General features: G+C 57.9%; 14 protein-coding genes, 1 tRNA gene and 1 pseudogene. 5 read left to right on the top strand and 11 right to left on the bottom strand.

The window, feature by feature from the left end:
* The 5 genes and pseudogenes from JOE27_RS15400 to JOE27_RS15380 all read right to left on the bottom strand — a co-directional run bounded on the left by JOE27_RS15400 (window position 1) and on the right by JOE27_RS15380 (window position 4,117).
* The gene (locus tag JOE27_RS15400; RefSeq protein ID WP_204919152.1) at window positions 1-918 is read right to left on the bottom strand and encodes a sce7725 family protein; all 918 of its coding nucleotides are present in this window, start codon (window positions 916-918) and stop codon (window positions 1-3) included.
* Window positions 919-2,980: 2,062 nt separating this feature from the next.
* Window positions 2,981-3,402 (bottom strand): annotated as a pseudogene (locus JOE27_RS24880) (tyrosine-type recombinase/integrase); the annotation flags it as partial.
* Window positions 3,389-3,589, bottom strand: a complete 201-nt coding sequence (locus JOE27_RS24875) for an Arm DNA-binding domain-containing protein (RefSeq protein WP_239539335.1) — start codon at window positions 3,587-3,589, stop codon at window positions 3,389-3,391. The gene JOE27_RS24875 and the pseudogene JOE27_RS24880, both read right to left, overlap by 14 nt.
* A 99-nt stretch (window positions 3,590-3,688) precedes the next feature.
* Window positions 3,689-3,764, bottom strand: a tRNA-Thr gene (locus JOE27_RS15385).
* A 98-nt stretch (window positions 3,765-3,862) separates the two neighbouring features.
* The gene (locus JOE27_RS15380) at window positions 3,863-4,117 is read right to left on the bottom strand and encodes a hypothetical protein (RefSeq protein WP_039604502.1); all 255 of its coding nucleotides are present in this window, start codon (window positions 4,115-4,117) and stop codon (window positions 3,863-3,865) included.
* Between the two features lie 541 nt (window positions 4,118-4,658).
* On the opposite strand from JOE27_RS15380, the gene JOE27_RS15375 reads away from it, so the two are divergent.
* The 4 genes from JOE27_RS15375 to JOE27_RS15360 all read left to right on the top strand — a co-directional run bounded on the left by JOE27_RS15375 (window position 4,659) and on the right by JOE27_RS15360 (window position 6,151).
* Window positions 4,659-4,934 (top strand): hypothetical protein, encoded by a 276-nt coding sequence (locus JOE27_RS15375; protein ID WP_204919146.1) that lies wholly within the window; start codon window positions 4,659-4,661, stop codon window positions 4,932-4,934.
* Window positions 4,931-5,203 carry a DUF3077 domain-containing protein gene (locus tag JOE27_RS15370; protein ID WP_115273108.1) on the top strand — a complete coding sequence of 91 codons (273 nt, stop codon included), beginning with the start codon at window positions 4,931-4,933 and terminating at the stop codon, window positions 5,201-5,203. The genes JOE27_RS15375 and JOE27_RS15370 overlap by 4 nt, the downstream gene beginning before the upstream one ends.
* Before the next feature lie 404 nt (window positions 5,204-5,607).
* The gene (locus tag JOE27_RS15365) at window positions 5,608-5,889 is read left to right on the top strand and encodes a hypothetical protein (protein WP_204919143.1); all 282 of its coding nucleotides are present in this window, start codon (window positions 5,608-5,610) and stop codon (window positions 5,887-5,889) included.
* Window positions 5,879-6,151: a DUF3077 domain-containing protein gene (locus JOE27_RS15360; RefSeq protein WP_204919140.1), complete on the top strand. Its 273-nt coding sequence runs from the start codon at window positions 5,879-5,881 to the stop codon at window positions 6,149-6,151. The genes JOE27_RS15365 and JOE27_RS15360 overlap by 11 nt, the downstream gene beginning before the upstream one ends.
* Before the next feature lie 284 nt (window positions 6,152-6,435).
* On the opposite strand, the gene JOE27_RS15355 is transcribed toward JOE27_RS15360, so the two are convergent.
* The 5 genes from JOE27_RS15355 to JOE27_RS15335 form a co-directional block, all read right to left on the bottom strand.
* Window positions 6,436-7,641 carry a methyltransferase gene (locus JOE27_RS15355; RefSeq protein WP_204919137.1) on the bottom strand — a complete coding sequence of 402 codons (1,206 nt, stop codon included), beginning with the start codon at window positions 7,639-7,641 and terminating at the stop codon, window positions 6,436-6,438.
* An 85-nt stretch (window positions 7,642-7,726) separates the two neighbouring features.
* Complete coding sequence (locus tag JOE27_RS15350; protein WP_046788295.1) at window positions 7,727-8,416, bottom strand: ABC transporter permease; 690 nt, start codon at window positions 8,414-8,416, stop codon at window positions 7,727-7,729.
* Window positions 8,413-9,108, bottom strand: coding sequence for an ABC transporter permease (locus JOE27_RS15345; protein WP_012316686.1), 696 nt, complete (start codon window positions 9,106-9,108; stop codon window positions 8,413-8,415). Before JOE27_RS15345 ends, JOE27_RS15350 begins: the two co-directional genes overlap by 4 nt.
* A 55-nt stretch (window positions 9,109-9,163) precedes the next feature.
* Window positions 9,164-9,916, bottom strand: coding sequence for an ABC transporter substrate-binding protein (locus tag JOE27_RS15340; RefSeq protein ID WP_115273105.1), 753 nt, complete (start codon window positions 9,914-9,916; stop codon window positions 9,164-9,166).
* Window positions 9,917-9,927: 11 nt separating this feature from the next.
* Window positions 9,928-10,701, bottom strand: a complete 774-nt coding sequence (locus JOE27_RS15335; RefSeq protein WP_012316684.1) for an ABC transporter ATP-binding protein — start codon at window positions 10,699-10,701, stop codon at window positions 9,928-9,930.
* A 639-nt stretch (window positions 10,702-11,340) separates the two neighbouring features.
* On the opposite strand from JOE27_RS15335, the gene gabP reads away from it, so the two are divergent.
* On the top strand, window positions 11,341-12,726 hold the full coding sequence (gabP, locus tag JOE27_RS15330; protein ID WP_204919134.1) for a GABA permease: 1,386 nt from the start codon (window positions 11,341-11,343) through the stop codon (window positions 12,724-12,726).
* 109 nt (window positions 12,727-12,835) lie between these two features.
* On the opposite strand, the gene JOE27_RS15325 is transcribed toward gabP, so the two are convergent.
* On the bottom strand, window positions 12,836-13,279 hold the full coding sequence (locus tag JOE27_RS15325; protein ID WP_174141962.1) for a hypothetical protein: 444 nt from the start codon (window positions 13,277-13,279) through the stop codon (window positions 12,836-12,838).
* Window positions 13,280-13,316: the final 37 nt, after the last annotated feature.

Genomic DNA, 13,316 nt, shown 5'->3' with positions numbered 1-13,316 from the left:
TCAACAGAGGTTGCAAGTCGTTTGTATGTGATGCTTTATTGACATTTCTTTTACGAGTCCAAGCCCAGGGAAATGGCTTTGCTCATAGGAGGAGTAAAACTCTTTTAATCCGATGGTTCGGTCAAGAACCCAAGGGTTAGATTTGTCAAATGCTACAAGGTCTTTCAACGCTTCTAGATATTTGCCGGGAGTGTTAGCGGTGATCAAACTGTCAGATGTTGAGCAGAAATGCCTTACGTACATAGCGTTAGAGTTGTTTTTTTCAATGTGGGAAACGTGAATTGCAACCACGTAAGCCGGTCCACCACTGCCGCTATACTCCTCGCCCATTATTGTGAAGTCCCCAAAGCCGATAGCATTAGAAACTTGTTTATAAGTGGCATGAAGGTTCGAGTAGAAAGAAACATCATCATAGTCTGCATTTCTTTTCTTTTTTGCAAAACTATCTGTGTATAGAACGAGGGATTTGATTTTGGAAAGTATCTCTGCTTCATTCTTCTGGGGGTTTGCTAGTACGAGTTGGGATTCGGAAATTTTAGCGATTGAAGAAGCTGATATGTTACTTTCGAAATACACTGCAGCAGTGGGGTGCTTATCCAGTAGCTGCAAAGATGCTAAATCATATGAATTCTTTACTTTGATGCAAGGAAGAAATTTGTTTGCCGATGATTTGTTGTTTTGTAATTGAAAGTAGACGTCTATCGCAGGGCTGGAGGAGTAATCGCCTTGGGTGGGATTTATAACTACGATAGGGATTATCGAGGCAGATGATAATGCGTCGATTGTTTTCGCCAATGGGGCGAGGCCGAGGTTGACGGGTTCTATTACAGGCCTAAATTTGTTACTGCCAATTACGCTAGATAATTGGCTTGCCGCTTTTAATTCATGTCGCTTGGCCTTGATGATCGGGTAGTACATAGAGCTTCCTTACTTATGTAGGTGTTCATACTTTCTAAAAGACGTAGTTTTACTGCTGATGACATAGAGTACTCTAGGCCCGCCATAAGAAGGCTGGATGGCAAAGCTGATATGTAACCTTTGTCATTTTTTCTGGTTTTTTTCAATGTGCTACAAAAAAGGCGTCTTAAGGTCGCAGAGTCAGCGCTTCGAAGGATATCTCTGCATTCATTATAGATTTTAGTGTTGGCACATTTAGGTGCTTCGCCCGTTAGCGCCTTGACGATAGAAAGGTACTCGGGTTTTCGTAGAGAAGCCATCAACATATCTGTGTCAATGGGATTGCTTGAGGTGATTGCGGGTCTTATTTGAGTTAGAGAGTCTCTCTTGCTCAGAATAAATATGCCTACTGACAGCGGGGCGATTTTGTCTACTTTGTCAGCGTGAGATTTAGTTGTGACAACGTTGACTTTGTCAAACAGTTTCAAATAAGACTCTAATTGATTCGGTAGTCGCGACGTGTCATCGTATTCCGACTTTATTTCGTAGCACGTACTTTCCCCGTTGAGTATTACGCAGTCGGCTTTGTTTGTGCCAGCTCGAAACTCACTTAGCAGGGTTGACGTGTTGAGCGAATGCTTTCCAATGAGAATTTTCTTTGCTATCAGGTTTTTTATGTAGTATTCGTGTTTATAGCTTTTTCTAAGTTCTTCATAGCATGCGTCGAATACGTCTCTGACTTGAAAGGTATTCTGCAGTGATTCGAAAAAGCTGACTGCTACTTTTGACACAAGGGACAGGTCGCCATTAGCCAATGCGTTCAATTCTCTACTGCTAAATATTCTTGCGGCGTCCCTTGCATCTAACATGATATACCTTTGCTCATAAACAAACTTTAAGTGCCTAGCTGGGAATTATTACATACATAGGTGTCTAACTCCCAGCTCAAAAGCATTTATAGCAGCCCAGTCTGTATAGAGAAAGCTTCATCCGACGACAACCATCATGGCTTATGGCTATCACGAACGCTATCTTGTTACGCCACATAAGTAAAGAGGTTGGGCTGGTGCTTCGAGCTGGACGCTATGTCGCAGCAGGTAGCCAGTCTGGAAAAATTGAGACCCATCATGCTTCTCATTGTGGATCCTACTGGTCAGGAACCGGCCCAATCTCTTTCCGTTCTTGTCCCTCACTTCATCCCGCCAAGAATGCTGAGTGTTATCAGGGATCAAGGCCCCTGCGACCTGTGGGGATGTCCTCTAACGCGGGACTGGCGGCTCCTTACGTCCGGGAGCAAGGGCATCTCATGATCTGGCCTCCTGAGCACCGTAACCGATGGGCGGGCGGAGGCTGCATTGGCTGACGAGACCAGTGCCGCGATATCCTGAGCCGGGTGAACGCAGCAATGCGATGACCGGGGCATGCCTGACTGTCAGTCAGGTGCAGTCCATTCCTTGGTCTGCGGCACCATCATCTACAGCGCTGTTGCTGATGACATCGGCGTTTGTCACGCCGATTGTCACGAGTGAAGTTGCCGCAAAGCCAAATGCGATGAGGGCTGCAGCAGTGTCAGGAGCGCCCGTCTCTTTCCGGTGAAAGAGACGGGCGCAGGTTGGCGCACGTGAAATGGCCAAGCGAATAGGCTGCTGCTGAGCAGATGGGTAGGGTGGTTGCCGCAGGGGCAACGATATTGAGGTGGCATCCATCACATGGGTAGTGACCGTACGAGCTGCCGGACGCGAATCGTACTTGCGGGTGAACCACCGCAGGAGCGGCGTGACCTTTAAGGCTCGGGTCACCTGGGGTGCTGTCATCGACAGCTCTTGCGACTCCCGGTCTACGCTTGTGGGCAATATTCGTCAAGCAGCGCGATATCAGGGATTTAGCGCCTGTGGATAAAACTATCCCCCGGTGGACATCAGTGGTTTTCCACAGACGTAATCTGTGCCAGCAGTTTTTTTCTTAGGTATGGTCCTTTCAAACGGTGCGGCTTTGCAGCCCCGTTTGAAAGGACCCGCGCGGAGGAGCTTCATGCGGTGCTGTGGGTAACTTCACAGCGAGTTTGAGGTGGTGGTGCGGCGGGTTACTCGGTCCCCTTGGCACTGCGAAGGCGCGTGACGTTCTCGCCCGTCTGCTTGGCAAACTCATGCGGCGTCACATGGTCCTCGCGGTTTGCCTCTAGATACCGGCTCCACCAGGTCATGATCATCCGGCGTTCTTCGAGGAACTCGGCCTTGTGGGTATAGGCGGCCCGTAAGTTGTTGCGTTCCTTGTGACTCATCTGCCGCTCGATAGCCGTCTCCGACCACAACCCGGACTCGACCAGCGCACTGCACGCCATGGCTCGGAACCCGTGGCCGCAGATATCCACCTTGGTGTCGTAGCCCATCGTCCTAAGCGCGGCATTCACCGTGTTCTCGGACATCGGTTTCCACGGCTTGGCATCCCCCGCGAACACCTCTCGAACTTGCCGGTGATCGAGTGGATCTGCTCAAGCAAGGCCACTACCTGGCACCTTGGCCTGTATAGGGTCAATGCCGTTGACGATTTGTTGTTCGAGCTCGAAGCGCTCACGGCGAGCGTTAGCCTGCCCGACCACCGGATAATTGCCGAGTGAAGTCAGGCCCTCGCGGCCATTGGGCTTCACGTACCTGAGCCGCCAGCCTTTACAACCGTTGGGCTTCACGAGCATGCCTTGGCATCCGACGGAACGCCAAAACGAAAAAACCCGCCAGAAGGCGGGTTTTTCGGGGGTTCCAGAGATTTTGAAAGCTTTCTATGGAACCTTGAATGGTGCCGGCACCAGGAATCGAACCCGGGACCTACTGATTACAAGTCAGTTGCTCTACCATCTGAGCTATACCGGCAATGGGGCGTCATTATAACGATCGGTTGGCGCCTGTAAACCACTTCCTTGCGATTGTTTGAAAATGACCTAAGTCACCGGCTTAAAAGGAGAAATTTCCTACCAGCCGCGGTGGATGGTGTTGACGTTTGGTTCGGTCTTGGCGGGGTTGAAGAACAGCTTGTCGTTGTCGCAACCGCGCTTGCGGCAGGGGCTTTCTACGCGAAGGGGCAGGCCGTTGTCGCCGCCCAGCTGCATGCCGGGGGTGTTCCAGTCCAGGTTGCTGGTGTGCTGTGGCGTGGTGCCGCTGCCATTGGAGCAGGCAGTCAGGGCCAGGGAGAGGGTCAGCAGGGCAAGGGATTTGGCGTGGGGCACGATGTCTAGGTCCGTTAGTCCATGTCGAATCTGGCGCAACGCCAGACGGTCGCGTGGCTGGCGGGGCAGCGCGCGACGTAGCTTTTTAATGATTTGGGGGACGGATCATACACCGTTGGGCCGGGCTCGCGGTGGATCTGCTTCGCATTGTGATGACTGTGCAGGCCTCTTCGCGGGTAAACCCGCTCCAAAAGTTGAGGTGGTGCTCTTTCGCTCGGAGCGCAGTTGTAAGGTATTTCTGAATCTGAAACCAAATGCTTCATGTTCGATTGGTTTGGGAATTATCCTACGAGCGCTACCGAAGCTTCACTGTTGGCGGGGAAGTGCCCCAGGGATACCGTTCCTGGGTCGCCAATTCCTGGTGACCGGGTGTGAGAACCCGACTGTGAATAAGCGGTAGCCCTATGGCTGCCGTACGCGGGCAGACTTCGGTCTGGCCGGGCTTCCTTATTCCCTCGGTTTCTCACCCCGCGTACGGCTGCCACCCAAATCCGTGAGAAAGATTTGGTGGCATGCATTTTCAGTGAATAAGGATTAAGCCATGAAGAAAATCGTTCCAGACCCACCTCGTCCTCTCATCTCCACCCCGTACTTCACCATCCACAGCGATATCTCCCCACCCGACGCCATCGCCCACGCCGGCCAGCTGTTGCGTGTCGTGGTCGAAACCCTGGACGACCACTGCCGTGACCACGCAGGCGAGCCCCGCCTGAACCTGCTGGCAAACGCCAACCATGCGGCTTATTCGGCCTATGTGCTGATCCAGCATGCGAAGCGGCGTTTGGACGATGCGCAGGATGGGGAAGCGTTCACATGAGCCTTGAAACGAAGCCTGTCACCACAGCCGGTATCGAGACGTTCCTCGAAGTCGGCAACCCGCCCGTGGATCTCTTGCGCGTACAACCCGGCATTCCTGTGGATGACGCCTATGAACAGGTTTCGATATTGCTGGGCTACATCAAGCACCTGGTGCGCGAAGGCGACATGGAGGATGACCACAAGCTACTGGGGGCCGCCGATTACCTCAGTGCGCTGGCCAAGGCACTGATGAACGATATCGAGATGGCCAAGAACAAGTTGCATTGAGTCAAAGCCCCCTGTGGCAGCGTGCTTTCACCCGGGAAGGCGTGCCCCACAGGGGCTGTTGCGCTCTTTCTATCGGAGCGCAGCTGTAAGGTATTTCTGAATCTGAAACCAAATGCTTCAGTACTGGAGCACTTGGGAATTATCCTACGAGCGCTACCGAAGCTTCACTGTTGGCGGGGAAGTGCCCCAGGGATAACGTTCCTGGGTCGCCAATTCCTGGTGACCGGGTGTGAGAACCCGTTTGAATGTTTCGGCTGCTTTTTATGGTGACCGTGCACGGGCAGACCTCGGTCTGGCCGAGCTTCCTACATTCACTCGGTTTCTCACCCCGTGTTCGGTCGCCACCTCTTTTCTGTGAGAAGAATTGCGGTGGGGTCTCCTAAATGAATGTAGGGATCTCAAAAATGAAGAAAATCGTTCCAGACCCACCTCGCCCTCTCATCTCCACCCCGTACTTCACCATCCACAGCGACATATCCCCACCCGACGCCATCGCCCACGCCGGCCAGCTCCTGCGTGTCGTGGTCGAAACCCTGGACGACCACTGCCGTGACCACGCAGGCGAGCCCGGCCTGAACCTGCTGGCAAATGCCAACCATGCGGCTTATTCGGCCTATGTGCTGATCCAGCATGCGAAGGGGCGTTTGGACGATGCGCAGGATGGGAGTCGTTCACATGAGCCTTGAAAAAAAGCCTGTCACCACAGCCGGTATCGAGACGTTCCTCGAAGTCGGCAACCCGCCCGTGGATCTCTTGCGCGTACAACCCGGCATTCCTGTGGACGACGCCTATGAACAGGTTTCGATATTGCTGGGCTACATCAAGCACCTGGTGCGCGAAGGCGACATGGAGGATGACCACAAGCTACTGGGGGCCGCCGATTACCTCAGTGCGCTGGCCAAGGCACTGATGAACGATATCGAGATGGCGAAGAACAAGCTGCACTGAGTTGGAACGCACCTGTGGGGGCCGGGCAGCCGGCGCCCACAATCAGGCAGCGGCTGCACCAATCCAGCGCTGTTTGCCTAATCGAATTTTTGTTTATGCACAAGAGGCATCAGCCCCTCGCGCGAAAGGCGTGCCGATACGGCGCACCGCTGGTCTTTGCGCAAAGGCCTGTTTTTACTGGGGTTGTAGCTGCGGCGGGAATAAGCCGAACGTTTGAAATAGCGCTTGGATCCAACCATTCATCACAAGCTTGTTCACAGACTTATCCACAGGTTGTGCTGTGGCTAACGGTCGCGCTCGGCAAGCAGCAGCAGGTTGCGTGGGGTGAGTGGATAATCGCAAAAGGTGCCCAGGCGTACGGCGTAGCCTTGCTCTTCAAGAAACAGTGCGCGCTCGAGCACCAGCCACATTTCCAGTGGCCTTCTGAACAGATTGCGTACCCGTTCCAGGTTGCGCACCTGGGCAAGGCGCTGCCAGCCCTCTGCTTCCAAGGCATCCCAGTCGGGGTTGATGGTCAGTTCAAGCTCACGCAGTTCGGCCAGGTCGCGGCAGTACTGCTCGAAAGGTTTGGCCAGCCAGGCAACTGGCAGCGACGGCGTGGGCAGGTATTCATCACGCTGGCGCTGGCGGCGCTGCAGCAGGTCGAAGCCCAGGCGCCGGGCCATGGAGCAGTCGCGCTGGTGGCGAACCCGGGCGCCGGCGGTCACGGTTTCGCTCAGCGGCAGGCCCAGGTCGAGGAGCGACAGCTGCAGCGCCGAGCGCTGCGCAGCTGTGGATAACGGCTGGTACTGCTCGCCCTGGATGCGGTTGTAGCAGCAGGGCGCCACGGCGAGATGGCGGCAGCCTTGCTCACTGGCCACACGCAGCAAGTGCACATGCAGGTCGCCGCAGGCATGCAGGGCCACCACGCTCTTGTCGCCGCCCAGGTGGCGGCGGCTGTCCGCTGCCATGACATCCTGGTGCACGTGGGTTGCCGGCAACTGGTGGTGGTCACTCAGGGCTTGGCCGGCGCTGACCAGTTGGGCGTCGTACTCCAGGCAGGTCAGCTGCTGGCCGGGCTGCAGCAGGCGGCGGCCGAGGTAGCCTTTGCCTGAGCACCAGTCCAGCCAGTGGTGGGTCTGCGTGCGAAAGTTCAGGCGGCGGCTGAAGGCCTCGATCTGCTGCCACTTACGGCCCGGGACGTTGACGTCCAGGCGGTGTGCGGCGGGGGGCAGGCCGGTGTCGGGCAGCTCGCCCAGGGCGCTGAGCTGTTGGGCTTGCCGGGCAAGGTGTGGAAAAGGTGCGGGCACGCCCTGGGGGTCAAGGTCGGCTTCGGCATCGCTCAGGCTGCATTGGCGCAGGTGGGCGGACAGTGCGGGGTGTTCGGCTTCCCAGTCCAGGCGCAGGGTGGTGAAGGGCCTGGGTTTCCACAGCTGCTGGTGCTCGGTCAGGAACTGGTCGAGGGCCAGGAAGCGTTCGCGTAGTTGGTGGCTGTGGAGGAAAGGGGGCATGGGGCTTGGCACTGGTTGAGGTGAAGGGCCCCACCGCCATCAAGCCGGCTTGACGGCGGTGGGTTGCAGAGCAGCCCGTGGGGTTTTAACGCCCTTGGCAGGCATCCACCCGCAACCAGCGCTCCAGTAGCTTGAAGCCTTGCACCAGTACGAACGAGATCACCAGGTAGAACACCCCGGCAGCGAAGAAGATCTCCACCGGCAGGTAGGTACGAGCAATGATGGTCCGTGCCATGCCGGTCAGCTCCAGCAGGGTCACCGTACTGGCCAGGGCGCTGGCCTTGAGCATCAGGATCACTTCGTTGCTGTAGGCCGGCAGGCCGATGCGCGCAGCGCGGGGCAGCATGATGTAGAACAGCGTCTTGCCACGGGACATGCCCAGCGCCCGCGCCGCTTCAATTTCACCCTTGGGGATCGACTGCAGCGCGCCGCGCAGGATCTCGGCGATGTAGGCTGCGGTGTGCAGGGTCATGGTCAGCACCGTGCACCAGAACGGATCGCGCAGGTAGGGCCAGAGGCTGCTCGAACGCACTGCATCGAACTGCGCCAGGCCGTAGTAGACCAGGAACAGCTGCACCAGCAGCGGTGTGCCACGGAAGAAGAAGATGTAGCTGAAGGGCAGGGCGCGCACGTACCAGTGCCGCGACGAGCGGGCGATACCCAGCGGGATCGCCAGGATCAGCCCGGCAACGACCGCGATGGCTACCAGTTCCAGGGTCAGGGTGGCACCCTGGGCCAGGCGCGGCAGCCACTTGATGATCACTTCCCAGTTCATTGTTCGGCCCTCGCAAAGCCGCGAGCGGCGCGTTTTTCCATGAAGTGCATGCCGGTCATGGCGACCACGGTCAGGCCCAGGTAGATGCAGGCCGCGACCATGTAGAAGGTGAACGGCTCTTTGGTCACGGTCACGCCGATCTGCGCGTGGCGCATGATTTCTTCCAGGCCGATCACCGACACCAGGGCGGTGTCCTTCATCAGGATCATGAACAGGTTGCCAAGGCCCGGCAGGGCGATGCGCCACATTTGCGGGAGGATGATCCGCGACAGGATGCGCGCTTTGGACAGGCCCAGCGCCAGGCCGGCTTCACGGTGGCCCTTGGGGATCGCCAGGATGGCGCCACGGAATACTTCAGTGGCGTAGGCGCCGAAGCACAGGCCCAGAGCGATCACGCCGGCGGCGAAGGCGCTGAGTTCCAGGCCGGGCATGTTGAGGGCTTCGCCGAGGCTGTTCATCAGGCCGACGGTGCCGAAATAGATAAGCAGGACCCAGAGCAGCTCGGGCACGCCGCGAACCAGGGTCGAGTAGAAGCCGCCAAGCCATTGCAGTGGCTTGAGCGGGGAGGTTTTGGCCAGGGCGCCGAGCAGGCCCAGGACCAGCCCCAGCAGCAAGGCGCAAAGCGCCAGTTTTACGGTCATCAGGGTGCCAGCCGCCAGGGCCGGACCGAATCCGTGCAGGTCGATATTCATGGGCAGGGTCGTTCTAGGGACCGGCGCGCCGCAAGGGCGCGCTGGTCGGGGCGAATCATTCGATGCTGAATGGGAAGTACTTGTCGTTGATCTTCTTGTACGTTCCGTCAGCCTTGATTTCTGCCAGGGCTTTGTTCAGCTTCTCGCGCAGCGGGTCACCCTTGCGTACGGCGATGCCGATCTTGTCGCTGTCGACCACAGGTTCGCCTTTGAACTCGAAGTTCATGCCGTCCTTGCTCTTGAGCCACTCGTACTGCACGTACTTGTCGGCCAGGATGCCGTCCACTCGGCCAGAGATCAGGTCGAGGTAGGCGTTTTCCTGGGTGTCGTACAGCTTGATGTCGATGTCGCTGCCGTAGGTGTCTTCCAGCCAGGTACCGGCCAGGGTGGCGCGCTGGGTGCCGATGATCTTGCCTTTGAGGTAGCTCGCGTCGGTCTTGAAGTCGACGTTCTTCGGCGCGATGAACTGCAGCTTGTTGGAGTAGTACGGGTCGGTGAAGTCGACGGCCTGCTTGCGCTCGTCGGTGATCGACAGCGACGACACCAGGAAGTCGAACTTCTTGGCATTGAGGGCCGGGATGATGCCGTCCCAGTCGGAGGTGACGACCGAGCACTCGACTTTCATCTTGGCGCACAGGGCGTCGCCGATGTCTTTGTCAAAGCCGACCACGTTACCGCTGGCGTCCTTGTTGTTGAACGGCGGGTAGGCCGCCTCGATACCCATGCGCAGTTTTTCTGCAGCCATGGCGTTGGCCGAAAACACCAGCGTGGCGGCAGCTGCCAGGAGGAATTTCTTGTAAGTCTGCATGTGTTGCTCCGTTAGCGGTGGCTGGACATGAATTGCTTGCAACGCGCCGAGGTCGGGTTTTCGAAGACCTGCTGCGGCGATCCTTGCTCTTCAACCAGGCCCTGGTGCAGGAAAACCACTTCACTGGACACCTGGCGGGCAAAGTTCATCTCGTGCGTCACCAGCAGCATGGTACGGCCTTCTTCGGCCAGTGCGCGGATAACGTTAAGCACTTCCTGGACCATTTCCGGATCGAGCGCCGAGGTTGGCTCATCGAACAGGATGACTTTAGGCCGCATGGCCAGGGTGCGGGCGATGGCAGCACGCTGCTGCTGGCCACCGGAAAGCTGGGCGGGGTAGCTGTGGCGCTTGTCGTAGATGCCGACCTTGTTCAGCAGGGCCTCAGCGGCTTCGGTGGCTTCGGCCTTGCTCTGGCCGAGCACGCGGCGTGGCGCCTCGATGATGTTGTCGAGGATCGACATGTGTGGCCACAGGTTGAAATTCTGGAAGACGAAGCCGATCTCGCTGCGCAGGCGATTGATCTGGCGGTTGTCGGCAGCGATCAGGTCGCCGTTCTTGGCGGCCTTGAGCTTGAGAGCCTCACCGGCAACCAGGATTTCGCCCTGGTGCGGGTTTTCCAGCAGGTTGATGCAGCGCAGCAGGGTGGACTTGCCGGAGCCGGATGATCCCAGAATGGAGATCACGTCACCGTCACGCGCGGTCAGCGAAATGCCCTTGAGAATTTCCTGGTCGCCGTAGCGTTTGTGCAGGTTGCGGATTTCCAGCGCGGGCGTGGCCTGGGCCATGTGCGGTCCTCATGTGTTCGGGTGCGTTCCCAGCTGTTGGCGGCCTTCCTGGCGTGCGCCAAGCTAGCATAGCGGCATCAGGGCGGCCAACAGGGTCGCAAGGGGCTTTGGGCAATGCTGGGGCAGTTTGTCGCATCGCTGCAGCGCAACGTCGCGCAGATGTCCGCGAGGGTCTCGCCCAGCTCCATAGCCTTGATGAAAAAAGGCGCGATGGTGCCAGCTTTGGGCAGCACTGGGAAGCGCTTTTGGGCCATTTGCGGCTAAAGGCGCTGTCGCTGGCGAGTATTCGGGGTTACCCACAACAGGCCCATCCAAGTGAAGGGTTGTACCACAGGGTTGCACTTTCATGCCTTGCAACAGTGCAAAGGTGTTACCGAGGAGCACCTTTGGTGCGATTGTAAGTGGGTATTTCTGTAATCTGGCCTTTGCTATTGCTTTTGATGGCCTTTCGGTCAGGGCTTGGCCGAATGCCCTGCAAGCCGCTTGTTTTGCGGCCTGCCAACTTCACCTGATGAATGCATGGGGTAGGTGGCCCGCTTATTGCCCTATGGAAACCGCCGATTGCAGCGACGCCTAAATCAACCCCCGGGCGCGCTTTTACTCACAGTCGGGCGGTCCACTCCTTACAAAGGTAGTTTTATGAGCGGTAACAATTCCAATGACCTCGCTCAGGGGCTCAAACAACGGCATGTGACCATGCTGTCCATTGCTGGCGTTATCGGCGCCGGCCTGTTCGTCGGCTCCGGCCACGCCATCGCGGCGGCAGGCCCTGCCGTGCTGCTGGCCTACGCCGCTGCCGGTACCCTGGTAGTGCTGGTGATGCGCATGCTGGGTGAAATGGCGATCGCCTCGCCGGATACCGGTTCGTTCTCCACCTACGCCGACCGCGCCATTGGCCGCTGGGCCGGTTTCACCATCGGCTGGCTGTACTGGTGGTTCTGGGTGCTGGTGATCCCGCTGGAGGCCAACGCCGCTGCAGCAATCCTGCATGCCTGGTTCCCCGCCGTCGACCTCTGGGCCTTCTCCCTGCTGATCACCTTGGCGCTGACCCTGACCAACCTGTGCAGTGTGAAGAACTACGGTGAGTTCGAGTTCTGGTTCGCTCTGCTCAAGGTGCTGGCGATCATCGGTTTCATCGTCGTTGGCTGTATCGCCATGTTCGGCATGATGCCGAGTAGCCAGGTGAGCGGTGCCAGCCACCTGTTCGACACCCAGGGCTTCATGCCCAATGGCTTGGGCGCCGTGCTGGCGGCCATGCTGACCACCATGTTCTCGTTCATGGGTACCGAGATCGTCACCATCGCTGCTGCCGAATCGAAAGACCCAGGCAAGCAGATCAGCCGTGCCACCAACTCGGTGATCTGGCGTATCTGCCTGTTCTACCTGGTGTCGATTTTCCTGGTCGTGGCCCTGGTGCCGTGGAACGATCCGGCGCTGGCCGAGGCCGGCTCGTACCAGACCGTGCTGAGCCGCATCGGCGTGCCGAATGCCAAGCTGATCGTCGACATCGTGGTGTTGATCGCTGTAACCAGCTGCCTGAACTCGGCGCTGTACACCTCGTCGCGCATGCTGTTCTCGCTGAGCAAGCGCGGTGATGCCCCGGCTATTGCACAGCGCACCACCAAGGCGGCGACCCCGCATGTGGCCGTGTTGCTGTCCACCGCTGCGGCGTTCCTGTGTGTGTTCGCCAACTACGTGGCGCCTGCCCAGGTGTTCGAGTTCCTGCTGGCAAGCTCCGGCGCTATCGCGCTGCTGGTTTACCTGGTGATCGCCATTTCGCAGCTGCGCATGCGTAGCCAGCGTGAAGCGCGCGGTGAAAAGATCGACTTCAAGATGTGGCTGTTCCCGGGCCTGACCTGGGCGAGCATTGCCTTCATCGTTGCCGTGCTGGTGGTGATGGCGCTGCGTGAGGATCACCGTGCGGAGATCATCGCGACGGCGCTGCTGAGCATTGGTGTGGTGGCGGCTGGCTTGCTGGTGCACCGCAAGCGCCAGGCTGCCGGGCGGGTGGCGCTGGATAACTGATCCGCGCTGGCTGTAATGAAAAGGCCGCGTCCTGTGTAGGGTGCGGCCTTTTTTTGTTTGCCTGGTCTGGCCCTATCGCCGGCTTGCCGGCGATAGGGCCGGTGAGCATTCAGCCGAACTGTTTCTGCTGCTGTTGCTGCTTGGCCACCAGTTCGGAAGCAGCGATATAGGCTTCCTGGAACTCGTCGCTTTCCAGCCAGGCCATGGTGGTGTCTTCGTCGGCGCCATCGAGCCAGGTGCGGTAGGCGTTGAACACCAGCACGATGTAGTCGGTGGCGTGCTCTTCCTTGTGGCCCTTGAGCACCAGTGCCAGCAGCGGGTCGACCAGGAACACCGAGATCATCGAGACCAGGCTGGTCTCCTGGGCGGCCTTCATCTTCACGAACAGCTCTTTATAGCTGTCGGTCTCCATTGCCTTGTTGAACACCTGCTCGATGCTGGTGCTGTCACCGGCGCTGGCTTTCACTGCCTGGCCACTGCGTACCATGCGGTTTTGCTTGGCTTTGCTGGCGGCGCGTTTGGCGCGTTTCTGTTGCTTGGTATTGGTGGCCATGGGGCTGGAAATCCTTGGGGGCGAAAATGTGCGTATT

It is taken from the genome of Pseudomonas sp. M5 (genome assembly GCF_016907075.1).
GTDB lineage: Bacteria > Pseudomonadota > Gammaproteobacteria > Pseudomonadales > Pseudomonadaceae > Aquipseudomonas > Aquipseudomonas putida_E.
Note: the sequence above shows the minus strand (reverse complement) of the source record. Positions and strands in the feature narration are given on the sequence as shown.